The organism is Alcanivorax sp. (assembly GCF_014762765.1).
Taxonomy (GTDB): Bacteria; Pseudomonadota; Gammaproteobacteria; order Pseudomonadales; family Alcanivoracaceae; genus Alcanivorax.
The window spans coordinates 6,672-32,960 of record NZ_JABURH010000210.1; the positions used below are offsets into that span (position 1 = coordinate 6,672).

Sequence of the window (26,289 nt, forward strand, 5' to 3'; positions counted from 1 at the left end):
GTGGCCGGCAACTATACGGACGTCCTGACTGCCACAGTGGAATTCTGAGGAGTCAGCAATGCCCGCAGACAGAGCCAGGTTTCACCTGGAGTCTTGCCCGCGCCTGTTTGTTTTTCTTTTGTCACTACTGCTGGCTTGTCCCGTACAAGCCGGCAGTTTCCGCATTACTCCCCTGCGGGTGCAGTTCGACGATAACAACCAGACCACGCAACTGAGTATCGAGAACAACAGCCAGCGAACCGTGACCCTGCAGACCTCTGTTATGCAATGGCAACAGGAAGGGAACCAGGACAATCTTGCCCCCAGCAATGACATCTTCGTCTCGCCACCGATTCTGATGCTGCCTCCCGGCGGTCGTCAGGTGATTCGCCTGCGCCACATGCAAGACATGCCTGGTCGCGAGAAGGCCTACCGGCTTTATCTGCAGGATACCGCCGCTCGGGCGAAGCAGGCGGGTGGTGCCAATATGGCTGTCCGCATTGGCTTGCCGGTGTTCGTGTCCCCCAACGGCATAAAACCAGAGCCTCGCATTGATACCCACTATGAGAACGGCACCTGGTCCGTGCGTGTCAGTAATGCGGGTAGTGCTAATTTCCGGGTCATCGGCCTGGATGCCTTCCAAGGCAAGGCCGACCGTGAGGACCTGAAAAAAGAGGATTTGCTGGCACAGTCCACCCAGCCCATCGAAGGGTTTCCCTACGTGTTTGCCGACCAGACCCGGGAGTGGCAAATCAATGCTCCGGCCAACGCCCAGCTCCGCTTGCGCACCGATATTTACGGATACCGGCAACAGGGGTTTGATGAAAGAGGGACCGTATGGCTGGGAGAGCCAGAAAACAAAAAAGGCCTCTAAAAGCAACGGGCCCTGCTCTACTTTTTTGCTTCAGCGTCGCTGGGTTCCAGACGGCATTTGCCGATTCCACTGATTCGCAGCCGAATTGCGAGAATCCGCAGCAGACAACGGCTGCCAATAGTGACTCGTCCATGCGATTGCTGAAATGGATGGTCAATGGCCGCGATCTGGGAGAGCATTTTGTTCTGCGTGACCACTGCGGGGCCGTGCTTGCGCAGATCGATGACCTCCGCAAGGCAAGACTCTGTGGTCTGGAATCCGCACCGGTGACAACCGTTAACCAGCGTGCCTATCGACGCCTGGATCAGCAAAGCGGTGTCGAACTGCATATTGATGACAGCAATCAAACACTAACCCTGAGCGTAGCGGCCGATAACTTTTGCCCTACCCGCATTGATATGTCGGCGCAAACCCCGCGTGCCCGGCTGGGAGAACCCCAGGCCGGCGGCTTTGTGAATTACAACCTCACTGCCAGCCAGACGGAAAATACCGATACCGCCTATAACGGTTTTCTCGGCCTCGGCGTATTCGGCGACTGGGGGGTGCTGCAAAGCCAGCATTCCGGTTATCTCATCGACGATGACACCGTCACTCAACGCATTGCTACCTATTGGAAATTCGACAGCCCGGAAGAAACCACCACCTTTCGCATCGGTGATGCCTTTGCCGGTCGCACGCCCTGGCGTACCGGTACTGCCGTTGCCGGTTTCCAGATCACCCGCAATTACGCTACCCGTCCCGAGCTGGTCACCGGGCCAGTGGTGGATTTCCAGGCTATCGTCGATACCCAGGCGCAATTGCTGCTCGCCCAGCGCGGGCTGGATCAACCGGAAGTCATCGGCAATGCCTACTTCGGCAGCGGATACCAGGTGCCTCCCGGTCCCGTGGATGTGATCAACCAGCCCCTGTTCAGCAATACCATCCAGAGCCTCACCGTACGGGAAGCAGATGGCACCATCAGCACGCTGGAGATTCCCTCCTACTTCACCGTGGGCCAGCTAAGACAGGGCTTTGATGATTTCGAGATCTCGGCGGGTCTGCAACGTGAGGGATTCAGCAATGATTATGACCAATTGGTGTCCACCTTCAGTTACCGTCGGGGGATGAGCCGTTGGCTGACCCTGGGGGTCGGCGCTGCCGCGGCTTCGGAGCAGCACGTCAATGGCGGCATCTTTGCACAAACCACCATCCCCAATGTAGGCGCCTTGCAGACCCATCTTGCCACCTCCCGGGACCTGCCCGATGCGGACCAACCCTGGGCAGCTGCCGCCACGCTCAGCAATCAGTACCGTGGCTACAGCTATGCACTCTCCTATGAACAGCAACAAAATGGCTTTACGCCTTCGCTGGACACTACGCCCGAGGATACCGACGGTTTTCAGCAATGGGTCGGCAGTATTGCCGGTCAGCCCTGGCAGGGCGTGGGGCTGCGTTTCGGTTTCCAGTATCAGGATCCGGACAACGCCCCATTACGCACGGCGCTGACCACCGGCATCTACTTCCACGTTCGACGGCAACTGCGTGTCCGTCTTTCCCATACCGAACAACTGAAACCCAACCGTGATGGCCTGACCCTGGCCTCGTTTGAGATGCCGCTATCGAGCAGGCCAAGAACCCGTGGCAGCCTGGAAGCCAGCAAGGCCCGCGACGAAGAGGCGGTGGTGGATGCCCGGCTGAGGGTACTGGGCAAGGCGGGATATCCCAGCGTACAGGTAAGACACCGATTGCAGGGCGGCGACCTGACCGCGGTTTCCGCATCGGTGGAGCGGCCGGCCTATGGCGCCTTTGCCTCTGCCGTGGATGCTGCCGGCATTCGCAGTTATCGGGCCGGGGTCGCCGGCGGAGTGGTCATGACGAAAGATTTCTTCAAACCCACCCGTTTCGCCAATGGTGGCTTCGCGCTGGTTGATCTTGGCCCCGACCTTGCCGGTGTTCGCGTCAATGCGATACCCACCGACAAGAAAGGCCGGTCCATGCTGGTCGGCCTGCCCGCCTTCCAGGAAAGCGAGCTGCACATCAACCTCCGTGATCTGCCCTACAACACCACCCTGGGTAACGAAAAAATTTATGCCGCACCAAAAGACCTGTCCCTGGTTCGCGTTACCCCGGATTTTCTGATCTACCGCGATGCCCTAGTGCCGGTGGTGATGGTGAACCCCAATGGTGTCAGCGAACCGCTATCTGCGGCAGCGACGGTGACAGACGCCAATGCCCCTGAGGCTCCTCCCTACCCTGTCGGGTTTGATGGCCTCGTCTATGTGAAAACTACCGAAGAAGCCGTCACACTGTCTGTAAGCGACAGCGGAGGACGTCAATGTGAGATCACCGTGGCGATTCCCCCGACGGGTGAACGCACCCCTACGCTTTCCCCGGTACACTGTGTGATGGCGCCATGACGAGGAGTTCCCGCATGTTCAGATTACGCCTCCTACTCGTGCTTATCGCCAGTAGTCTACCCCTGCCGCTCTTTGCCGCCTCTTGCAGCTTCATTACCCCGGACGGCAGCACCCTGGTCAACTTCAATACCGTCTTCTCCTTGCAGACTACACCCGCCGATGGCCAGGGCCAGATTTCGTTCAGCTGCACACCGGACCTGCTGAACCCACTGCCGGTCAATTACGAAATCAGCATCGACACGGGCAATTCCGGCACCTTTACCCCTCGTCAGCTCATGCACAGTTCCGGTGCCACACTCAACTACAACCTGTACACCGATCTGCAACGCACACAGATTCTGGGAGACGGTACCGTAGGCACGACCACCGTCTCAGGCAGTTGCCTGACGTTGTGTATTCCCCTCACCGTGTACGGACGCATCCCCATCAACCAATGGGGGCCTGCGGGTGAATACAGTGACACGGTGACCGTCACTCTCGAGGTCAATTAACGCCTCACAGCCCACCAGCATCCTTTGAAAGCTAATTTATGGCAGCAATACCACAATGAAAACGCAATCCTGCTTCCGGCGCCTGCTCCTGACCGCCTCACTGTTTCCTGCCACCCTGTCGGCGGATATGGGCAACCACGAACAATGGCCCCTCTCCTACTGGTACGTGGGAGGCGAAGTGGGCTATTACATGATTGAGCAGGATGACGACAGAACCGGCCCGCTGCCAGACTTCTGGCGTCCGGGCTTTCAGGTCGGGCGTCGCTTCAACCGCTACCTCTCCAGCCAGTTGCAATTCGGCCAGGCCGACAGGACCCTGCGCGACAGTGAACAGGAAGTGGAACACAGCCAGTTAAGTATCCAGACCCGCCTGCATGGCAACGGTATCAACCTGTTCACCATCCACCCCTACCTGGGGCTGGGCTATGCACGTCACGAACTGACCACAGATGCCCGGGACCCGATCGAGGAAAACATGGTTCTGGTAGAACTCGGCGTACAACGCCTGCTGGGCCAGCACCTGATGCTGGATATTGGCTACCGTCATCTGGTCGACACTGGCGACAACTTCACCGACCGACACCCTTTTATTGCCCTCAATTACCGTTTGGGCCAGCGCTACCCGGAGCCCCCGGCCCCGGCTGCCAAACCCGCACCGCCACCGGCGCCAGCCCCCTGGCAGGATAGTGACGGCGATGGCGTAGAAGACCGCAAGGACAAGTGTCCGGATACCCCCCGTGGTGCCAAAGTGGATGCGGAAGGCTGCCCCATCATGCTGACCGAATCGGTCAACATCACCCTGGATATCGAGTTTGCCTTCAACAGCACTGAAGTCCCGGCGCGCTACCTGGCTGACATCGGAAAAATCGCCACGGTGATGGTGGAATACCCGGGCAGCCCGCTCATGCTGGAAGGACATACCGACAGCGTGGGCAGCACAGCCTACAACCAGTCGCTCTCACAAGACCGTGCGGATGCGGTCAAGCGTGTGCTTGTCCGCCATTTCCAGATCGATTCTGCTCGCATTCGCACCATCGGCATGGGCGAGAGCCAGCCGATTGCTGACAACGAAAGCGAAGAGGGCCGTGCCCGTAACCGGCGAGTGGAAGCCATCATCGAGGCATCCCGGGAAGTCATGGAACAAAGGTAGCATTTGCCATTGCCGCAGCGAGCATCCGCCGCCGCTGTCTTTACCGCGATTCGGTGGCATTGTCGTCTTCGTCCTGTTCCCCTGTTGCCGTTGTTGCATCTGTCGGGATAGCTGTCTGATCACGTTCGGACAGCTGCCGATAGTATTCCAGCGCCCGCTGCCATTGCTCCAGCAGCCAGCGCCCCTGACTGAGACTCTGCAATGCCAGATCCAGAGATTGGCGGGAAATCTTGCCCGCCATGGCATTGGCCAACAGTGCACTCTTGACGCTTTCGTATTGCCCAAGCAAAGGACTGTTCGGGGGCCATGCAACACCGTCACCCTGCCATTGCTGCTCCATCAATCTGCCCGCGCTGGCGAACCAGTTCGACAACAGCGCCTGAATCACAGGCCAGTCAGAATGACGTTGCATGGCCAATCCGAAACCATTGAGCCGCTGCAGGGTTTCATCCATGTTCACCAGATTGCCCTGCAACCGCCAGCCCATCTGAAAGGCTGTCACCTGCGCTTCCACCAGTTGCTGTCGAGCGACATCGGCAAGGAAATCCCCCACACCGGTATGCAATCTTGAGCGATCCGCGATTTGCTCCAGACGTCGCGAATCAGGGGCCGGCAAGGTAACCAGCGCCTCAGGGTACTGGGCCAGCAAGCGCTCCATTTCCTGCGTCAGCGCCACTCTCGCCGCATCCGGTAATGTCACCAGGTTTCTGTCCAGAAACTGTAGCTGCACGGCGCTCTTCTGGCGTTCATGGAAACGGCGCAACAGGAAACGACTCAGGGGTGGCTCCAGTGGCCACATCAGAACAATCCCCAGCAGGTTGAAACAGGTATGAAACAACGCCAGCTGGGCGGCCGGGTCCTGATCCAGTTGCCACAGGCCGGCGAGACGTCCCACCAAATCCAGCAAAGGGCCCAGCAACAGCAGAGCCATGGCACCGGTAAAGACATTGAACAACACATGGGCCACTGCCAGGCGCCGCGCATTGGCCGTTGCCCCCAGTGTTGCCAACAGAGCCGTGGAGGTGGTGCCCACATTGGCACCGATCACCACCGCTGCTGCCTCGCGAAAACCCAGCAAGCCGCCGGCCAGGGCGGTTAGCACCAACGCCACGGCAGCGCTGGATGACTGCATCAGGGTTGTCAGGATAATCCCCAACAGAACCAGCCACACCAGCGGTGTGCCGGCATCGGGTAACGGGAAGCTCTCGCCCAAGTGCTGGAAGCCACTGGACAATACCTCGATACCCAAAAACAGCACGCCGAATCCGGCCAGGGCCATGCCCAGGTTGCGATAGCGATCGGCCGGTGCGAACACCCGCATCAGGGCACCGATACCCACCAACGGCAGGGCGATCACATTGATCTGGAACTTGATCCCCACCAGCGCTACCACCCAGGCGGTCAGGGTGGTCCCAAGATTGCTGCCAAAAATCACCCACACCGCCCGCTCGAAACGCAGCAGGCCGGTATTGACGAAACCCAGTGCCGCCACGGTGATAGCACTGGATGACTGTACCAGCGCCGTCAGCAAGGTCCCGGACAACAGACCGCGCAAGCGATTACGTGTCCAGCTGGCCAGCAACCGTTCCAATGACGCACCGGCAGCTACTTTCAACCCTTCGGTGATCAACCACATGCCCAGCAGAAAAAGGCCCACGCCCCCCAATACCGTTGCCACATATTCCATCGCTGCGCCCATGCTCCGTATCAACAAGTGGGTCACTGACTACTGTCATACTATCGGCGTTTCACCGGCTGGCGTCACCATCCTCGCCTAAGCCATGATGAAACCCGTCGATCCGCCAGGCCAAGGAGAGCAATGATCATGCAAGACGCCCCTTCCCTTCCCGAAGACATGGAAACATGGACTAACGGTTACGGTGTCATCCAACACAACGACCTCACCCGCTCGCGGATGACAGCCCTTCTGGATAAGGCCGGGGATGCCAACACGCGTCAACGCTGGCTGGCGCTGCTGGCCGCAGCAGATCGTCTCACCTGCATGGGCATGTGGCTGGTAGCGCACATGACCTATGTGCAACGCCCACGTCTGGATGGTGAGCCGCTCATAGCCGACGATTTCAAGCCAACACCGGAAGGCCACACCGGCGGCGCCCTGAACATGGTGCCAGCCTATGTGGGCTATCTGCTGGCCAACAGCCTGAGCGGCAAGACCCGCAGCTGGTTGATGGGGCAAGGACATTGCGTGGCCGCCATTGATGCGGTGAATCTGCTCACCGGCAATCTGTCACCGGCCCATGCGCAACGCTACCGTCTCGACGAGGCCGGGCTCGCCCGCTTTGTGCAGGATTTTTACCATTACGGCGTCAAGGCTGACGGCTATCCGCAGTCGCCGCTGGGCAGCCATGTCAACGCCCACACCGCCGGCGGCATCATGGAAGGGGGTTACCTGGGTTTTGCGGAACTGCAATACGCCCACATGCCATTACCCGAACAATCACTGGTAGCGTTTCTCAGTGACGGCGCCTTCGAAGAGCAACGTGGCAGTGACTGGACACCACGCTGGTGGCGAAACCGGGACTGCGGCGATCTGTTGCCGGTGATGATTGCCAACGGCCGCCGCATCGACCAGCGCACCAGCCTCAGCCAGTCCGGAGGCAGTGGCTGGTTTGCCGGCCACCTGACCCTCAACGGCTTCGACCCGATCACCATCGACGGTCGCGACCCGGCCGCTTTTGCCTGGGCCTTGCTGGAAGCGGAACATCGCCTGGACAACCTGAGGGAGCAAGCCGATTATCCGGCTCCCCTGCCCTATATCATTGCCGAAACAACAAAAGGCTTCGGCTTTCCCGGCGCCGGCACCAATGCCGCCCACAATCTGCCGCTGGTCAACAACCCGGCCACCGATGCGCACACCCGCCAGCAATTCAACGATGGCGCCGCCTCGCTTTTTGTACCACCGGATGAACTTGAGGCAGCTATTGCACAACTGAACAATCACGGTTACACCCAGCGTCCACTGGAGCGGGATCACCCCCTGGCCGAACCGGCACCGGTTTCGCCCTTGCAGTTACCCGACCTTAGCGGCCAGGCATTACCCGCCGCACCCATGGCGGCCATTGACCAGGCCTTTGTGGCTCTGGTGAAAGCGAACCCGACATTGCGGGTGCGGGTCGGCAACCCGGACGAGATGCGCAGCAACCGGCTCAATGAAACCCTGGACCTGTTACAGCACCGGGTCACCGACCCGGAGCAAGGCATTGCCGAATCCCTGCATGGTTCGGTGATCACCGCCCTCAATGAAGAGGCCGTGGTGTGCGCCGCCCTGGCCAACAAGCAGGGACTCAATCTGGTAGCCAGCTATGAGGCCTTCGCGGTGAAAATGCTCGGTGCCATGCGCCAGGAAATCCTGTTCTCACGCCAACTCCGCCATGCCAACCGAGGGCCCCACTGGGTCAGCGTGCCGATACTGCTGAGCTCCCATACCTGGGAAAACGGCAAGAATGAACAATCCCACCAGGACCCCACCCTGTGCGAAGCCTGGCTGGCGGAAATGCATGACGTGGCACCGGTTCTGTTTCCGGTGGATGCGCACAGCGCAGTACAATCGCTGCTGAAGATCTACCGCAGCCAAGGGCAAGTCGCGGTTCTGGTAGTACCGAAAAACCCGCAGCCCGCCCAACTCAGTGAAGCACAGGCCCGGGATCTGACAGACCAGGGCGCCCTGTGTCTGCATCAGGACCCATCGCCCCGGGTGCAACTGGTGGCCATCGGCGCCTATCAACTGGTGGAAATGCAACGGGCCAGTCAGCGGCTGACACAACATGGCGTGGCCCACTGCCTGTCGGTGATTCAGGAACCCGGCCGCTTCCGCACGCCCCGCGATCCGGAAGAGGCGCAGGCCCTGCATTCCCCAACGACCATGGCATCACTGCTGCCCACCGTGGCCGAACGGGTGTTCCTGGTGCACGGCCACCCGGAAGTATTCAGCGGGGTAATGCGCCCCCTGGATACCGGCGGGCGCAGCCGCTTCCTGGGCTACCGCAATCGCGGCGGCACCCTGGATACCTTCGGCATGCTTTACGCCAACCACTGCACCTGGGCCCATGTCTTGCAGCAGGTGGCAGAGCTGCTGGGCCAACCGGATATTCCCTGGCTGAGCGCGGATGAAAAGGCCGCGGATCAGGGTGTCGGTGACCCGGACACCCTGCGCTGATGTTGCCGGGGGCGCCGGCGGCGGAGCAGCCACTTTTCCGTTTCCACCGCCAGCAACAACACCAGCGCCACCGCCGCTGCCTGTCCCCAGAAGGCCAGACCCAGAGGGCGGGAGGTGAACAGGGTTTGCATGACCGGCACCACAAAGAACAGCCACTGCAGCAGCAACACCACCAGCACGGCGATCATTGCCGGCAACAACCCGGTCAGGGACAACTGTGACCAGGCCGGGGCAGACAGGCGGCGGCAGGCAAACAGGTAGGTAATCTCGATCCACACCAGGGTCAGCACCGCCACATTACGGGCCAGATCCAGATCGGTGTCGGCGAAACGACTGAACTGCCAGAACACCAGCGCGGTACCCAACGCGCCCACCCACAGCAAACGCCCCAATAACAACGGCGACACCAGCCCCTGCCCTGGTGGTCGAGGCGGTCGTTGCATCAGGTCCTGTTCGCCATGCTCGAAGCCCAGCGCCAGGGCCAGGGTTACCGCCGTGATCATGTTCACCCAGAGAATCTGCACCGGGGTTATCGGCAGTGGCGTTCCCAACACCACCGCCACCAGTAACACCGAGGCTTCGATGAGACCGGTGGGCAACAGAAACAACAGAGCCTTGACGATGTTGTCGTAGACGGTGCGCCCTTCCCGTACCGCCGCCGCGATGGTGGCAAAGTTATCGTCGGTGAGCACCATGGCAGAGGCATCCCGGGCCGCATCGGTCCCCTTGCCACCCATGGCTACGCCGATGTCGGCGCGCTGCAGGGCCGGCGCATCATTGACCCCGTCACCGGTCATCGCCACCACCTCTCCACCGGCCTGCAGCCGTTCCACCAGGCGCAGTTTGTCCGCCGGCGAAGTGCGGGCAAACACATCCACCTCGGCCAGTACCAGATCCAGCTGCCCATCATCCAGGTCGGACAATTCCTGGCCGGTGACCACACGCTGGCCGAGCAACCCCAGCTGGGCAGCGATGACCGATGCGGTACGGGGATTATCCCCGGTAATCATCTTCACGCGGATGCCGGCCTGCTGACACTGGGCCACGGCGGTGATGGCTTCCTGACGGGGCGGATCCGTGGTGCCGGTCATGCCCAGAAACACCAACCCCTGTTCCAGATCTGCATGGCCGATAGGCCGGTCCACCGAGGGCATGACCTTGCAGGCCAGTCCCAGCACCCGCATGCCGTCACCAGCCAGCTGTTCCAGTTGCTGGTGCCAGTAGTCTGTATTCAATGCTTCGCTGCCATCGCCGTTCTGTTGCTGATCGCACAGCGCCAGCAGGCGTTCCGGCGCGCCCTTGACCAACAGCATAGGCTGCCCCCCCACCTCATTGAGGGTGGCCATATAAAGCCGCTCTGCCGCAAAGGGCAGTTCATCCCTGCGCGGGCATTGCTGGCGAAATGCCTCCGTCAGTCCGGCCTTGCGGGCCAGCACATACAAGGCTCCCTCGGTGGGATCGCCCTGCATCACCCACTGACCATCGCGCTGATTGAGATGGGAATCGTTACACAGCATGGCCACCTGAGCAGCGCGGGCAAAGATCCCGGCCGCCGCCGGGTTGTCGCTCTCTACCTGACCTTCCGGCGCATACCCTTCGCCGGCCAGCCGCACCTGGCCGGCAGCGGTGACGAAGGTGCGGGTGGTCATTTCGTTGCGGGTCAGGGTGCCGGTCTTGTCCGAACAGATCACCGTTACCGAACCGAGCACTTCCACCGCGGGCAGCTTGCGGATCACCGCATGGTTCCTGGCCATTCGCTGCACGCCGATGGCCAGGGTAATGGTGACCACCGCCGGCAACCCTTCCGGAATCGCCGCCACCACCACCCCCACGGCGACACGCAGCAACTGGTCCGGCGCCAGCCCCATGACGGCAGTCCCCCAGGCCAGCGCGATGCCGCTTACCACAACAATCACCAGCGCCAGCTGATGACCGAAGCGGGTCAGGGCCCGGGTCAGTGGCGTCACCGGCGCACTGACCGTGGCTACCAGGTTACCGATGTGTCCCAGCTGGGTTGCCATGCCGGTGGCTACTACGACGCCCTGGGCACTGCCGGTGGTCACCAGGGAACCCATCCAGGCCATGTTGCGTCTTTCCGCCAGGGGGGTGTCGGCCGGCAACGGTTCCTGCTGTTTTGCCACCGGTACCGATTCACCGGTCAGCATGGCTTCGTCACAGTGAAGCTCGCGCACCTGAAGCAGGCGCAGATCCGCTGGCACCCGGTCCCCGGCGGCCAGTATCACCATATCCCCCGGAACCAGTTCACTGGCTTCCAGGGTATGCGGCTGACCATCACGGAGTACCTGGCAATGGGAAACCAGCATACGCTGGATGGAGCGCAGGGCGGCTTCCGCCTTGCCCTCCTGTACGAACCCCACCAGAGCATTGATCACCACCACCAGCACAATGACCGTGGCATCGCTGTAATAGCCCAACAGCAACGCCAGCAGCGCCGCCACCAGCAGGATATAAAGCAGCACGTTATGAAACTGGCCGGCTAACCGCCGCCAGACACTGCGAGGCTTCTGATCCAGTAAGCGGTTTTCCCCGAAGCGGCCACGGCGGGCAGCGACCTGCTTACTGGTCAGCCCCTCTGCCTGGCTCTCCAGAGTGCTGAGGACGACAACCTCACTGTCGTGATGCCATGGTGACTTCGAGGAAGCATCCATTGGAAACCTCAGGAAAAGTCAGGGGAGAATGCCGTCTGAGGCTCGGCCACTGACACCGGGATGCCCATGTCTCCCAAGGCAACGGCCAGGCTTTCCAGTGCGTCCGGCTCACCATGAACCAGACGGAACTGGGGATCACCCGCAATCCCTTTGGCCCAGGCCAGCAGCTCATTGCGGCCGGCATGGGCGGAAAACCCTCCCAGGGTATGAAGCTGGGCACGGACCACAAAACGCTGCCCGAACATGCGGATATGGCTGGCGCCATCCACCATTTGACGACCCAGGGTCCCGCGCGCCTGGTAGCCGGTAAACACAAGATGATTGCGTTCCTGCCACAAGCGATGCTTGAGGTGGTGGCGAATGCGGCCCCCGTTGCACATGCCACTGCCGGCAATAATGATCGCCCCCCGTTCAATGCGGTTGATGCGCATGGATTGCTCGACTTCCGGTGTAGGAGTCAGTACCGGCAAAAATTCGTGCAGGGAACGGGCGCCGAAATGGGCCATCACGCGCTGGTCATCTTCATCCATGGCATCCAGCCACTGGTCGTAGAGACGGGTCACCTCCAGGGCCATGGGGCTGTCGAGAAACACCTGCCATCCGGATAACAGCCCGCGATGGTAGAGGCACCCCAGGTGGAACAGCAGTTCCTGGGTTCGACCGACGGCAAACGCCGGCATCATGATCACACCGTCATTGCGCGCCTCGGCGATGATCTGCTCCAGTTCCGTCATGGTGTCTTCCTGGCTACGGTGATCCCGATCACCGTAGGTACTTTCCATCAACACCAGATCCGCCCGCTCGGGGACTTCCGGTGGCCGCATCAACACACGCTGACTGGCCCCCAGGTCACCGGAAAATACCAGGGTACGTGTGGGCTCCCCGGCAATGGTCAACACCACCACCGCCGAGCCGAGAATGTGGCCGGCATCCAGTAGTGTCAGATCCAGACCTGGCAGAATCTTTTCATGTTGGTGGTAACCCAGTGGCTGACACTGCTCCAGCACCTGACGCACATGATCAAGGGTATAACGGGGGCTCAGCTGGCGGCGGCCGGCGCGGCGGCGGCGCAAATTACTGTTATCCAGATCCCGCTGATAAAGACTGGCGGCATCCTCGAGCATGATGGCCAGCAGGTTTCGGGTGGCATGGGTGCAGTAAATCGGCCCACCAAAGCCTTCCGCCACCAGCAGGGGCAACAGGCCACTATGGTCCAGATGAGCATGGGACAACACTACCGCATCAATATCCCGTGGATTAAAGTCGAAACGCTCCTCCTGCAGACGTTTCACCGCATCGCCGCCCTGATGCATACCGCAATCAAGCAATAAAGCACTACCTGACACGGTTATCCGGTGGCAGGAGCCGGTCACCTCACCAGCTGCCCCGTGGGACATCACCGTAATATTTTCTCTATTATCCTTGTCCATAATTCCTGCCCGTGCCCGTGAATCAGAGTTCAGAGCGGTGAACAGCTTCCGGCCGGGAACTCAGGCTACCGCCACGTTCACGTCTTCCGACAGGCTGAAGCACCACACCAGCCTATACCCCTTTGTCAGGTAACAGAATGTCATTGCGGACACGCCGCATCTACATTTTTACCGTGGAATCGAACAGTAATCTGTCGCGTATCAATGAAAAATCGGGTAACCACGATTTGTGACCCTTTCGGTGCCCCATGGATCTCCCGTTAAACCTGCTCGCCGCCCTGCTGCTGCCACTGCCCACCGATGGCGGTAACCTGGCGCCAGAGTGGTACCAGCCGCCCATGGATGTGCAGTGGCAGATCCAGCTGCAAGGTGAGATCAACACCGGCTATGACGTAGATCTGTATGTTGTGGATCTGTTTGATACCCAAGAGAGTGTCATTCACGACCTGCAGGCCGCCGGCAAAAAGGTGATCTGCTATTTTTCCGCCGGCACCTACGAAAACTGGCGCCCGGACCGCTACCGTTTCCTGCCCACTGACAAGGGCCGGCGCCTGGGTAACTGGCCGGGCGAGCGCTGGCTAGATATCCGCTCCCTCAATGTTCGCAAGCGCATGGCGGACCGCATTGAACTGGCGGCAGCAAAAGGCTGCGACGGGGTCGACCCGGATAATGTGGATGGCTACACCAATGAAACCGGCTTCCCCCTGACTGGCAAACAACAACTGTCCTATAACCGTTTCCTGTTCCGCACCGCCCATCAGCACGGCCTGGCCGTGTCCCTGAAAAACGACCTGCAGCAGGTAGATGAGCTGGTGGACTACGCCGACTTTGCCATCAACGAATCCTGTCATGAATGGCGCGAATGTCATCTGCTGCAACCCTTCATTGATGCCGGCAAACCGGTGCTGCACATCGACTACCGGTTCAGCCAGGATGCCGGAGAGAGGAAGTTTCACTGCGAACACATGGATGTCTTGGGCTACCGCTCCCTGACACTTCCCCTGGCACTGGACGACAGCTTCCGTTTCAGCTGTTTCTGAATCATTCCCCAATCCCGTTGATACCGATCAAGATCCGGTTCTGGCCTGCCATGACCGGGCTGCTACACTGGTAGTCTGGATTTTGGGGAAGCCGACACGTTTATGCATGATGCCCTGACACTCATTGTTGTCCTGCTCGGCACCGCCGTGGCGGCCGTAGTGCTGTTTCGGCGCCTTGGCATGCCACCCATTCTGGCCTACCTGCTCTGCGGTCTGGCCGCCGGCCCCTTCGGGTTTGGCTGGGTGAGTAATACTGAAGGCATTCAGCATCTGGCCGAGTTTGGCATCGTCTTTTTGCTGTTCACCCTGGGGCTGGAATTTTCCATTCCCCGGCTGATGACCCTGCGCCGTATTGTGTTCGGCGCCGGCCCGCTGCAAGTCGCCCTGACAGGCCTGGCCGTGTTCGCCATCATGCGGTTACTCGGGTTTGACTACACACCATCACTGATTACCGCCTGCGCCCTGTCGCTGTCCTCCACTGCCATTGTTATCCGCGATCTGATCTCCCGGGGATCGGTCAATACCGGCTACGGCCGAACCTCCACCGGAATTCTGCTATTCCAGGATCTGGCCGCCGTAATCATGTTGGTGATGTTGCCGATCCTCACACAGGAAAACAGCGGCCCCATGTGGTCCGTTGCGTCACTGACGCTGGCCAAGTCCCTGCTTTTATTTGTGGGAATCTATGTGATCGGCCGCTGGGTGCTGCCGCGCATGCTGGAAGAAACCGGCCGGGCCCGCTCCGATGAAGTCTTTGTCATGACCGCCCTGCTGCTGGCATTACTGGCAGCCTGGGTAACTCACTGGCTGGGCCTGTCCATGGCGCTGGGCGCGTTTCTGGCCGGTATGATGCTGGGCGAAAGTCACTTCCGTCATCAGATCGAAGCGGACCTGCGCCCCTTCCGGGATCTGCTGCTGGGGCTGTTTTTCATCAGTGTGGGCATGCTGGTAGACCCGAACCTGTTTGCCGATCAGTGGCATTGGATCATGCTCGCTGCCGCAGCATTGATGCTGTTTAAGGGAGTGCTGATATTTGCGTTGCTGCGCCTATTGAAAGAACGCAGCGATACCGCAATGCGAAGCGGCCTGATTCTCTCCCAGGCGGGGGAATTCGGTTTTGTGCTGGTAGCGCTGGGGGTCTCTCACCAGCTCATCACGCCGGACAAGGCTGGTTTGCTGGTCTCCATCGTGGTGCTGACCATGGTGTTCACGCCCGCATTGCTGGATAACAGCGGTCGCCTTACCCGCCGTCTGCTACAACGCTGGCAAAAGATTCCTGAAGACACCCCTATCTCCGATGAAAGCCGCAACCATGTGATCCTCTGTGGCTATGGCCGGGTGGGCCAGAACCTGATGCGCTACCTGAACAGCTTCCACCTCAAGGCCGTGGCGGTAGATCGGGATCTGGTACGGCTACAGGAAGCCAGTGCCGCCGGTGAGCATATTCTGTTTGGCGATTCCAGCCGCAAGGAAATCCTGGTCAACGCCGGCATTCAGCATGCTCGCCTGCTGGTAGTGACCTTTGATGACCCGCGCCTGGCAGAGCGCATTCTGCACACAGCACGGGAGCTCAATCCCAATATCCGCGTGCTGGTGCGCACCCGGGACGACACCCACCTGGATGCCCTGATAAGCGCCGGGGCGGAAGAAGTGGTGCCCGAAGTACTGGAAGCCTCCCTGATGCTGGTGGCCCATGCCCTGATGATGCTGGATGTGCCCTTCGACCGTGTCATTGCCACCCTGCGCAAAACCCGACGGGAACGCTACCGCATGCTGCAGGGCTACTATCACGGTGATACCTTGCCCACCACCGACAGTGCCGGGAACCCGTACCGTCTGCTCCATGCAGTAACGCTATCTGACAAGGCCCGCGGAATCGGCCGAAGCATTGCCCGCTGTGCGCTGCGGGATGTGGAAATCCGTGCCGTAAAACGGCAAGACAAGACCCTGGAAAGTCCTGACGAAGAGCTGGTTCTCGAACCGGGTGATACGGTGATTCTTTACGGTCCACTGGAGGCAGTAGAAGCGGCGGAAAATCGGTTGTTGGGTGGGTGAAGCAGTTGCAGGTTACAAGAGTAAAGTTTCATCGCGGATGAGGTCGATATGAACGACACTGGCAGTGGCCGTGATTCAGGGCTGGTTGTGTTATCCCGGCATAAATAAAACCGCCGCTGGATCGCGGCGGTTATGGTTATCGATTGGCACACGTCTCTTGTTCGTTGCCACTTGCTACTGACCGTCATGGCAAACGTAACAACACTCGTAACCCCTCCTGAATATCCGCTTCCTGAACATAGCCCACCGCACCAGGGTTCTGTTTTATCTGCTGTATCATGTCCCGGGCACTCTTCACCTGCCTCGGTGGCATACCCTGGCCAGTAAAAATCATCCTGGCCCAGTAGCTTTTCAATTGAGACGCGGATTTACCCGTCGCCGCCTGATAAAAACGTTCGCGCTGCTGGCTATCTTCAGGCATATCCAGCACGGTCACAGCATGACCGTCGAAGCGGGACGCATTATCCATGTAAAGCTGACGCACCTCATGACGATCCATCTCCGCCAATGGTGAAGACTCCGCCACTACCACCAGCATGCCGGCAGATGATAATGCAGGGCAGCACAGGACAAGGAAGACCGCACACACTTTCTTCAACATGATCATTCTCCCTTAAAAGGCCGCATCTACGGTGAGCCGGAATACCGTCGGTTCTTCCTCTTCAATGGAAGGTGCCGAGCCCTGGGGAGTAAACAGACCATTAGTCATGATCTTGTCGTTACTCATGTCATAAAAGCGCTGGGCTTCCAGTTTCACGGCTACCCCCACTTCCAATTCGTAACGCAAACCCAGCGTCCAGCTTTTACTGCGCACCTGATTGGCTGCAGAGAAGTTGGCTGCCACCGGCCCTTCGCTTTGCGCTTCACTGACGCCATGGGCATTGGCAGCCCCCCAGGTCACATGTGGCATCCACGGCCCGAAACGATACCCTGCACTGACATAACCGCCCCACTTGGTGGGAAACCAGCCTTCGATACCAAGCTGGGTGCGCTCCGCCATCAGCACCAGGGCGCCATTGTCATACTGCAGGCCCACACTGCTGATATAAGTCTGGGCATCGTCCAGGCTCACCGGCGCCTCCAGTGCCGCCTCCGGCAGGCCGGTGGGGCCGGCAAGATCGGTAAGGTCCAACGTGACTTCCGCGTGGCTGTAACTGAGCCAGCTGGTCCAGTCCCGCCATTGGCTGGTCAAGTTGATACCGGCCAGATCACTCACCTTATAGATCACCGGTGCCGGCAGGGAAAAACTGGGCACATCGGTGGCACCGCCATACACGTTGAGGCGATGGGAGACCGGACCAGTGTTCAAATTCCAGCTCAGGTCCACCCCTTCCATGGTGTCAAAGGGCACCACGTCATAGGCCTCGCCGGGCAAGGTGGCCCAGTGGTAGGCATAGCCCACATTGTTGTACTGGGTGTGCATGAAGAATGGCAGTACCATGCGGCCGGCCCGTACCGTCAACGACGGCGACAGTTCATGGCTCAGATAGGCCCACTGAACCTCCGCATCGTAATGATCCCGTCCCCGGGCCAGCACCTGCACCGTAGCACTGGTCTGATCACTAATGGAGGCATTGAACTGTACCCCCGCCCGGGACAGTTCCCGGTGGGAAATCTCGTCGGTAGTGCGATCGATGTAGGCAATAGGCTCACCGCTGTTATCGCGCACATGGACATCATGCCGGGTAATCCCGTAGGTCATGAAGCCATTGACGGAAATACGATCGCTCCAGTTGTTTTGCTTGCCGTACTGCTGCATTTCCAGCTGTTCGAGGCGCCGTTCCATGTCTTCCAGAGACGCAGGAGACTGCGCCTGGACCACCGGCGCCAGCAGCAACACGGCTGGCACCAATACCCTGGTAGTGGTTGTCATCAGGTTCCTCTGTACACGTTGTTATTATCGTTAGGGGCGCCGATACCTTTCCCCAGCAAACTGGTATCGGTGTCTGTCCACTGTGGGAGAGAGAGACGTTGCCTGCAGTGCCGGTTATCCATACGGCACTACCGCCCATCACACCGAGCCACATAACTCATTGAATTTAGTACGAAAGAACCAAGGAAAGGTTACCCGTGGTAGCACCAAGCCATCATTCCCTGGCGCACAGGAGCCACATTTCATCATCGCTCCGGCATGAATTGCCCTACAAAGTGAACGGCCGTAAACACTTTTGCTTGCCAATCGCCCCCTTCACCCCTATTTTGTGAACACTCATTCACAAAGCGGAGGCGTGCCCTATGCGAAACACGTCATTGGAACAAACCCCGATCACACCGGCGGAGCCCAACTGGCAGCCGCTCAACGATTTTGCCGAGCGCAAACAGACCGACAGTGGCCTGAAAGCATGGCTGTCAGTGGTGGAAGGCTGTATCCGTGCCATCGAGAAAACCGCCTGGCAGGGCCGGGAAATCGCCGATCAGGCTATCAAGGCCTGCAAAGCAGTGAGCCGTGGCGCCAACGCCGTGAACGAGGAAATGCAGATCCTGGCCGACGAGGCCCGCCGCTGGCCAACCCGCCTCAAGCGCCTGAGCAAAACCGGCTGGATGCTCACCAAGGTGGTGGCCAGCTATCGCCTGTGGGGCACCCGCTCGGCCTTTCTGCCGGCCAGCATGCGCGAGGCCGCCCTGGAAAACCTGCACCAGCGTAATGCCCGCCGTTTCCGCGATACCTCCCTGGAGCAAGGCGGTGCCTTCCTGAAGATAGGCCAGCTGCTGTCCAGCCGTCCGGACCTGTTACCCCAGGCCTGGGTGGATGAACTGACGATCTTGCAGGACCAAGCCAACCCGGTGCCCTTTGACGAGATCGCCCTGGTGCTGGAGCAGGAATTCAGCCAGCCGCTGGATGAGCTGTTTGCCCATTTCGACCCGGAACCCCTGGCCGCTGCCAGCATCGGCCAGGTCCACCGGGCACGGCTTCATGATGGCCGCGAGGTGGCAGTAAAGGTACAGCGCCCGGGCCTGGACGAGGTGGTGGAACTGGACATGGCCCTGCTCAAGGTCTTCATGGACGCGGTGAAATCCGCCCTCCCCCCCATGGACATGGACACCATCGTCAGTGAGATTCAGCGCACCGTACGCGAAGAGCTGGACTACGATCGCGAAGCACGGGTGATGACACAGATCGGCGAGCAGCTGGCCGGCGTCACCGGCATCACCACCCCGGCACTGGTGGCAGAGCACAGCAGCCGCCATGTACTGACCACCGAATTCGTGCACGGCCGCAAGCTCACCACCGTGCTCGATGAATTGCACCACACCGACCCGGAGCGCCTGGGTGTGGTACTGCACCGGCTGCTGGATGCCTGGTTCTCCCAGGTGCTGCATGGCGGCGTATTCCATGCCGACCCGCATCCCGGCAACATCATGATCACCGACGACGACACCCTGGTGCTGCTGGATTTTGGCTGTGCCCAGAGCCTCAGCGATGCAGCCCGTCACGGTTACTTCCGGGTCCTGCAGGCCTGCGTGGTGGATGATCAAAAAGTGATTGCTGACACGCTTACCGCCATGGGCTTTACCACCCGCAGCGGCAACCCGGACACCCTGCTGGCATTCGTCGCCGCCATTCTCGATCAGGTACGCAATGCCATTATCTACCCGGATCCGGACAAGGGCTGGCCCAGTGCCGAGGAAATGATGCAGCAGGTCAGCCAGTTGCTGGACCGTCTGGAACATGACCCGGTGGAAAAAATGCCCGGCGACTTCATCATGCTTGCGCGGGTGTTCGGTACCCTGGGTGGCTTCTTCCTGCACTACCAGCCCAAGGTGGACATCGCCGCCCTGGTACTAGGTTACCTGACTCGCCCGCTGGACAATCAGCTGGCGGCGTAACCTCCTTTCCGTGTTCTGTTGAGCGGTCGTTTGCCATGCCCGGTTGGCGCGACCGCTCTCCCAACGTTCATTAATTGATAATTGAGAATGGATAACGGCGCGATCAACGTCGAGCCGGATCTGAAAACGCGCAGGCCGCACCCAGAGATTCAGCGCGGCCTCTTGGTTTTGACGACAGCAGGCCTGTCCCGCGAGCTATCAATTATCCATTCTCAATTATCAATTGCCCGATGCCCTCCTGTAACAAACCCCACTCCCTTTTTGACAATAACGCTACAGCCTACCCCAAGCCTTTAATTGTACAAACGTACCAATAAGAACGTACGTACCCATAACAACAACGGGCGCCCCGCATTGCGAGGACTCCCTTAAGGGGTTAGCCATGCTACAACTGACCCGGGCTCCGGCCCTGACCATGTCTGTATTACCCTGCTCGCTGCTACTGGCCACCAGCCTTCTGGCCGGCTGTGGCGGTGGCAGTGGTGGTGCTTCCACCAACGCTGCCGCAGAGCAACCGCGCCAGCCCGATACCGAAAATCCGGCCCCCACGCCGGAACCCGGCCCGGAGCCCGCACCAGAGCCACAACCGCTCAATCGCTTCCAGTTCGCCAATGGCTGCTACACCCTGAATAGTGACGGACGCTTCCTGCAGGCGGACACCACCAACAGCGTCTACACCCTGACCCGAGATGCTGCACAGGCCACTGCCTTTACCCTGAAACCCACTGACCTGGGCCGCTACCTGCTGGTGTCCGATTACCAACGCACCACCGGCAGCAGCGGGCAGAAACAGCTGCTCGGCATCAGCGACCCGGCCGGAGAGTTACTGGATCAGAGCGGCAATTTCGTAGGCGAGCTCAGCTATCTGGTGGCCGGGCTGGGGGACACCCTCAATCTGGCACTGGACCCGGTAGCACCTTTGGGCGGCCTGCTGCGGGAGCTGGGGGAAAGCCTGGAAGGCATTGGCGACACCCTGGGCGACACCACCCTGCAGCCCTCGCTGGCCATGGTATCCAGTGCCAATGATCTGGCGGTATGGAATCTCAACCCAAGTGAGGGCGACAGCTTTACCCTGGCCTCCCAGGTCACCGGCCTGCTGCTCACCGCCAGCGACGACGGACTGACCCTCACCTCCCCCAGCCTGGAAAACGCCGACACCCGGTTTGTGCTCAACGCCGCCGACGGCTGTAGCGGCTACCCGGAAGCCGAATTGAACGCCACCGTGGCCGACAGCGGCCCGGCCATTTACCTGAAAGAGGTGGAGCGCTTCCGCGGCACCCCGGGTATCGATAACGACGATGTGTTCGGCTACGTGGATGCGCACAGTCATATCTCCGCCTACGAATTCATCGGCGGCCGGGTCAACTACGGCGACCCCTTCCACAAATTCGGCGTCGACCACGCCCTGCACGATTGCGCGGAAAACCATGGGCCCCAGGGCCTCACCGGCCTGGTGGAACAGGTCACCAGCAGCCCGGGCCCCCACGAGACCCGCGGCTGGCCGGATTTTCCCTTCTGGCCCCGCAACGACTCCCTGCAACACCACCAGAGTTACTACAAATGGATCGAGCGCGCCCACCTGTCCGGCCTGAAGATCCTGGTCAACCACCTGGTGCATAACGAAATCCTCTGCCAGATCAATCCGCAGAAGCAGAACGACTGCGACACCGTGGCCGCCATCGAACAGCAGGCAGACCTGATGCATCGCATGGAGGATTACATCGACGCCCAGCACGGCGGCCCCGGCGAAGGCTGGTTCCGCATCGTCACCAGCGCCAGCGAGGCCCGCCAGGTCATCGGCGAGGGCAAGATGGCAGTGATCCTCGGTGTAGAAGCCTCCAAGGCCCTCAACTGTGGCGAGTTCCTGGGTGTGGCCGAATGCAGCCGTGAGGAAATCGTGGAACGACTGGACCGCCTCTATGCCATGGACGTACGCAGCCTGTTCCCGGTGCACAAATTTGATAACGCCTTCGGCGGCCACCTGCCAGATCTGTCCGACGGCATCGGCATTGGCGCCGTGCTGTACGGCGGCAACCTGCTGGAAACCGGACACACGGTGGAATTCGAGGAATGCCCGGACCACGACCACGCGGTGAACGACAGCCCGCTGGCCGACCCGCTGCAACCCTATGGCATCTTCGAGCAATTGTTATTCCAGCTGGATTACGTGGGCGAACGCTTCCCGGCCAGCCCGGAAGAGCTGGCGGAATACGATCCGCGTCGCGGCACCGACCACCTGTGCAACACCCGCGGGCTTACCGACCTGGGTTTCTTCCTGATCGAAGAACTGGCCAAACGCGGCATGATGATCGAAACCGACCACATCAGCCGCAAGGCCGCCACCCAGATTCTCGACCTGACTGCCCCGCGCGGCTACCCGGTGATCAACAGCCACGGCAACTGGGGCGGCACCGAAGCCCTGCGTGACCGTGTCGCCGCCCAGGGCGGTATCAGCGCCTCCTTTGGCAGTGTTCGCGACAACTGGGTGGATCAGCTCACCCGTGACGGTAATCGCCCGCGTCCGGACAGCTACAAGGTGGGCCCCTTCGGCGGTGCCCCTTTCGCCTCTGACGTGAACGGTATCGCCGCACTGGCAGGCAACCCGGGCACGCCGGATCAGGAAGACAGCCTCTACCCGTTCACCTCCGTGGATGGCCGGGTGGTGTTCGACAAGCAGGTCACCGGCGATCACGCCTTCAGTCTTTATGAAGGCCGCGGCGTGGCCCACTACGGTCTTTATCCGGACCAGATCGCTGACATGGTCGTCCACAGTGATCGCCAGCCTGAACAGATCGACGATGCCATCAACCAGTTATTCACCTCGGCGGAAGCCTACCTGCGCATGTGGGAACGGCTTGAACAGGCGGCGCAGTAATCGCGCCGCCGACAAATAACAAAACTTTGGGGAATACCATGAAAACGCTAACAGCCCGATCTTTCTTTCTGCTGTTACTGACCACCACCGTTATCACCGGCTGCGGTGGTAGCGGCGGCAGCAGCGATCCCGCAAATCCCCCCACCGCCAACAGTGGCGATGATCCGGGAAGCGGCAATGACGGCGGCACCGTCACCCCGCCCACCGGCGAAGGCCGCACTTTCATCATCTCCCCGGGTGACAACGCCACCGAAGACATGGTCAACGCCATGATTCAACTGCGCCCCGGTGACACCCTGCAGTTCGACTGCGGCTATTTCGATTTGAATCAAGGGCTGCTGATTCAGGCAACCGAAGACGTACTCATCGAAGGCTGCGGCAAGGACAAAACGGTGCTGTCGTTCAAGAACAGCGCCAACGTCACCGGCCTGGAAGCCTTGAACATTCGCGGCATCACCGTGGAAGACCTGACCATCCTGGATTCCCCCGGCGACGCCTTCAAACTCAAGGGCGTGAAATGGGGCACCCTGCGCAATGTGCGCGCCATGTGGTCCGGTGGCGGCGAGCCGATCACCGCCGAAAACTACAGCGACCGGCTGCATGTGGCCTGTACCAACCCGCCCTTCAACGAAGGTGACCCTGCCCCCGATTACGTACCCAGTGCCACCAGTGGCCGCTATGGCATCTACCCGGTGGAATCGGAAAACATCCTGGTGGAAGGCAGTGAATCCGTTGGCGCCTCCGATGCCGGCATCTACGTGGGGCAGACCAACACCGCCATCATTCGCGACAGCCGTGCCATCTATAACGTAATGGGCTTTGAAATCGAGAATGTGCAGGGCGGCGAATACGACAACAACGTGGCCGAGTGTAATACCGGCGGTTTCCTGATCTACGACCTGGAAAACATCACCCAGTACGGCGACACCTCGGTGATGCTCAACAATCTGGCCCGCAACAACAATACCTACAACTTTGCCCAAAGCGGTCTGGTGTCTGCAGTGCCGCGGGGCACCGGTTTTATCACGCTCGGCTATGACAATATCGAGGTGTTCAACAACACCTTTGAAGACCACAGCACCGCCGCCATCATTTACACCAGCTATGAGCTGATTGATGGCAAGGGCAAGACCGCTGACAAGAAACTCGACCCTTATACCGAAGGTCTGCACATCCACAACAACGTGATGAAAAACTCCGGTTACGACCTGCCGCCACCGGACCTGGAGAAAGTGGCCAACGGGGAAGTGGAAAGTGTACTGCCTACCCTGATCGGCCTGAAGAACCTGCCCATCATCAATGATCCCACCCAGCTGCTGGGCAGCCTGGACAACATCCTCAACCTGGGTAAAGGCGCCCATATTGTCTGGGACGGTCTGCGTGACGACCTGGACGCGGACTGCCCCTATCCGGTGGACAGCAACGGCGATCCAGTGCCCATGGACAGCAACGGCAAGCCTCTGCACACCAATGAACACCCCAATCCGAGCTGTCATTACAACGCCTACAAGTTCGATGAGAACAACGAACGCATCCAGCCCACCTGGGGATCCTGCATCCACGACAATGAATTCTCCGAGGACAGTGAGCCCTACCTGAACTTCCACGGCACAGATGGCCTTGAACTGGTGCTGGCCCTGGCCGAGCAGGATCTGTCGATCCTCTCGCCCAGTGGTCTGCTTGATGCCCTGGAAGGTCTGCTCAACATGCCCTCGGACACCAATCTGTCCGATCACGACTGTCAGGCCCGTTTCGGCACACTGTTGCCATCACTGCCCCGAGTAGAGATCCCCCCCTTCGAACCCAGCGGCGATTTCGATCCTGCGCCGCCGCCGGAAGTGGTAGAAGAGCTGTGTAACACCGAGGTGGCCAGCGGCGAAATCAATCGCGACGCCCTGGCAGTAAACTGCCCGCGCCTGGAACAGTACAACCTGTTTGCCGACACCACCGATCCACGCAGCCTGCCCAATGAAGGCGGCGTGCCCTATGTCCTGAACACCAAACTGTTCTCCGACTACGCCACCAAATACCGGGTCGCCTTCGTGCCACCCGGCACCAAGGCGGTCTACCGGGACGGCCAGGGCGGCAGCAACCCCAATGGCGGTATCCACTTCCCCACCGGCACCGTGCTGGCCAAGACCTTCGCCTTCACCGATGAAGCCAACGGCAATGAGAGACTGGTGGAGACGCGCCTGCTGATCAAACGCACCAGCAGTAGCGGCAAACCCTTCTGGGAAGGCCTGCCCTATATCTGGGGTGAAGAGGATGGCCAACCGGTAGCCCGTCTGACCATGGGTGGCGGCAGCACCCCCGCCAGCTGGCACTACCGCGACAGCGACTCAGGCACCCTGCTCGCCGGCAGCACTGACAGCTACTCCGTACCCAACGCCAACCAGTGCATCACCTGTCATGGCAACGACGACCAGGCCGGCGGCAGCGCCCCTATCGGTCCCAAGCCGCGCAACCTGAACCGTGCCTACAAACCGGAATCTGCCTTCATGGGCAACACCGGCCAGGCTGGCTTCCCGCGTATCAATCAGCTGCAGTACTGGACCGACGTGGGCATCCTCAGCGGCACCCCGGAGTTGCAGATCAGCAATGGCGTGGCCACCAATATCGAGCGCCTGCCGCACTGGAACGTGCCCGGCGACAGCGGTAACACCGCCAACTCCGATGCGGATATTGAAAGCCGGGTAAAGGCCTACCTGGAAGTGAACTGCCAGCACTGTCACAACGACAAGGGCGCCGCCTCCAACACTGGCTACTACCTGGACCATTTCCGTGAAGTGGACGCCAGCTACGGCATCTGCAAGAAACCCACCGCCACCGGCGGCGGCTCCTGTGGCCGCCAGCATGTGGTGGTACCGGGCAGCGCGAACAGCTCCATCGTTTCCTGCCGTCTGGCCGCGGAAAACGACCCGCAACGGATGATGCCCCCCATCGCCCGCAGCGTGGCCCATGATGAAGCTACCACGCTACTGGATCAGTGGATTAATCAGGTAGTGGATAGCAGCTACACCAACGGCAGCGCCTGCAACTAGGCAAGCGATGATAAGAATGGCTCCAGAACTTTTCTGGAGCGTCCCCTCTCCCTTGAGGAGAGAGGGACAGGGAGAGGGTGAGAGGCACCACAGCTAACTCATTACTCTACCGCAGTTCCCCCTCCCTCCTCCCCTTGTCTCCGGGAGGAGCGTTTGGCCCCTCCCCGCAAGGGGAGGGTTTTTATTTGTGTGCAGGGTTGCTCTGTGGGAAGTCATGCTCGCATGACGAATTCGGCGGTAGTTGCTGGCAAACCGACATAAAACCTCGAACGGAAAAATCGAAG

15 protein-coding genes are annotated in these 26,289 nt (G+C 60.1%); 10 read left to right on the forward strand and 5 right to left on the reverse strand.

Annotated elements, in window-relative coordinates:
* The first annotated feature begins 58 nt into the window (after positions 1-58).
* The 4 genes from HUJ17_RS16470 to HUJ17_RS16485 all read left to right on the forward strand — a co-directional run bounded on the left by HUJ17_RS16470 (position 59) and on the right by HUJ17_RS16485 (position 4,890).
* Complete coding sequence (locus HUJ17_RS16470) at positions 59-853, forward strand: fimbria/pilus periplasmic chaperone (protein WP_290511715.1); 795 nt, start codon at positions 59-61, stop codon at positions 851-853.
* 131 nt (positions 854-984) lie between these two features.
* On the forward strand, positions 985-3,249 hold the full coding sequence (locus tag HUJ17_RS16475; protein WP_290511716.1) for a fimbria/pilus outer membrane usher protein: 2,265 nt from the start codon (positions 985-987) through the stop codon (positions 3,247-3,249).
* Positions 3,250-3,263: 14 nt separating this feature from the next.
* On the forward strand, positions 3,264-3,740 hold the full coding sequence (locus tag HUJ17_RS16480; protein ID WP_290511717.1) for a spore coat U domain-containing protein: 477 nt from the start codon (positions 3,264-3,266) through the stop codon (positions 3,738-3,740).
* A 55-nt stretch (positions 3,741-3,795) separates the two neighbouring features.
* A complete protein-coding gene (locus tag HUJ17_RS16485) occupies positions 3,796-4,890 on the forward strand; it encodes an OmpA family protein (protein ID WP_290511718.1) in 1,095 nt (364 codons plus the stop codon).
* 40 nt (positions 4,891-4,930) lie between these two features.
* Here HUJ17_RS16485 and HUJ17_RS16490 read toward each other — a convergent pair whose 3' ends face one another.
* Entirely contained in the window at positions 4,931-6,589 is a 1,659-nt protein-coding gene (locus HUJ17_RS16490) for a Na/Pi symporter (protein ID WP_290511719.1), read from the reverse strand.
* Between the two features lie 126 nt (positions 6,590-6,715).
* Between HUJ17_RS16490 and HUJ17_RS16495 the strand changes: the two genes are divergently transcribed.
* Positions 6,716-9,067, forward strand: coding sequence for a xylulose 5-phosphate 3-epimerase (locus HUJ17_RS16495; protein WP_290511720.1), 2,352 nt, complete (start codon positions 6,716-6,718; stop codon positions 9,065-9,067).
* Here HUJ17_RS16495 and HUJ17_RS16500 read toward each other — a convergent pair.
* Both HUJ17_RS16500 and HUJ17_RS16505 read right to left on the reverse strand, forming a co-directional pair.
* The gene (locus HUJ17_RS16500; protein WP_290511721.1) at positions 9,034-11,736 is read right to left on the reverse strand and encodes an HAD-IC family P-type ATPase; all 2,703 of its coding nucleotides are present in this window, start codon (positions 11,734-11,736) and stop codon (positions 9,034-9,036) included. The genes HUJ17_RS16495 and HUJ17_RS16500 overlap by 34 nt on opposite strands.
* 8 nt (positions 11,737-11,744) lie before the next feature.
* Positions 11,745-13,166: an MBL fold metallo-hydrolase gene (locus HUJ17_RS16505; protein WP_290511722.1), complete on the reverse strand. Its 1,422-nt coding sequence runs from the start codon at positions 13,164-13,166 to the stop codon at positions 11,745-11,747.
* Between the two features lie 248 nt (positions 13,167-13,414).
* On the opposite strand from HUJ17_RS16505, the gene HUJ17_RS16510 reads away from it, so the two are divergent.
* On the forward strand, positions 13,415-14,206 hold the full coding sequence (locus HUJ17_RS16510; RefSeq protein WP_290511723.1) for an endo alpha-1,4 polygalactosaminidase: 792 nt from the start codon (positions 13,415-13,417) through the stop codon (positions 14,204-14,206).
* Between the two features lie 102 nt (positions 14,207-14,308).
* A complete protein-coding gene (locus HUJ17_RS16515) occupies positions 14,309-16,261 on the forward strand; it encodes a monovalent cation:proton antiporter family protein (protein ID WP_290511724.1) in 1,953 nt (650 codons plus the stop codon).
* Between the two features lie 184 nt (positions 16,262-16,445).
* On the opposite strand, the gene HUJ17_RS16520 is transcribed toward HUJ17_RS16515, so the two are convergent.
* Complete coding sequence (locus HUJ17_RS16520; RefSeq protein WP_290511725.1) at positions 16,446-16,862, reverse strand: hypothetical protein; 417 nt, start codon at positions 16,860-16,862, stop codon at positions 16,446-16,448.
* Between the two features lie 12 nt (positions 16,863-16,874).
* Positions 16,875-18,134, reverse strand: coding sequence for a hypothetical protein (locus HUJ17_RS16525; protein ID WP_290511726.1), 1,260 nt, complete (start codon positions 18,132-18,134; stop codon positions 16,875-16,877).
* A 362-nt stretch (positions 18,135-18,496) separates the two neighbouring features.
* Between HUJ17_RS16525 and HUJ17_RS16530 the strand changes: the two genes are divergently transcribed.
* The 3 genes from HUJ17_RS16530 (at position 18,497) to HUJ17_RS16540 (ending at position 26,005) form a co-directional block, all read left to right on the forward strand.
* Positions 18,497-20,089, forward strand: a complete 1,593-nt coding sequence (locus HUJ17_RS16530; RefSeq protein ID WP_290511727.1) for an AarF/UbiB family protein — start codon at positions 18,497-18,499, stop codon at positions 20,087-20,089.
* A gap of 382 nt (positions 20,090-20,471) precedes the next feature.
* Positions 20,472-22,964, forward strand: coding sequence for a membrane dipeptidase (locus HUJ17_RS16535; protein ID WP_290511728.1), 2,493 nt, complete (start codon positions 20,472-20,474; stop codon positions 22,962-22,964).
* Positions 22,965-23,002: 38 nt separating this feature from the next.
* Positions 23,003-26,005: a parallel beta-helix domain-containing protein gene (locus HUJ17_RS16540; RefSeq protein ID WP_290511729.1), complete on the forward strand. Its 3,003-nt coding sequence runs from the start codon at positions 23,003-23,005 to the stop codon at positions 26,003-26,005.
* Positions 26,006-26,289 lie beyond the last annotated feature (284 nt).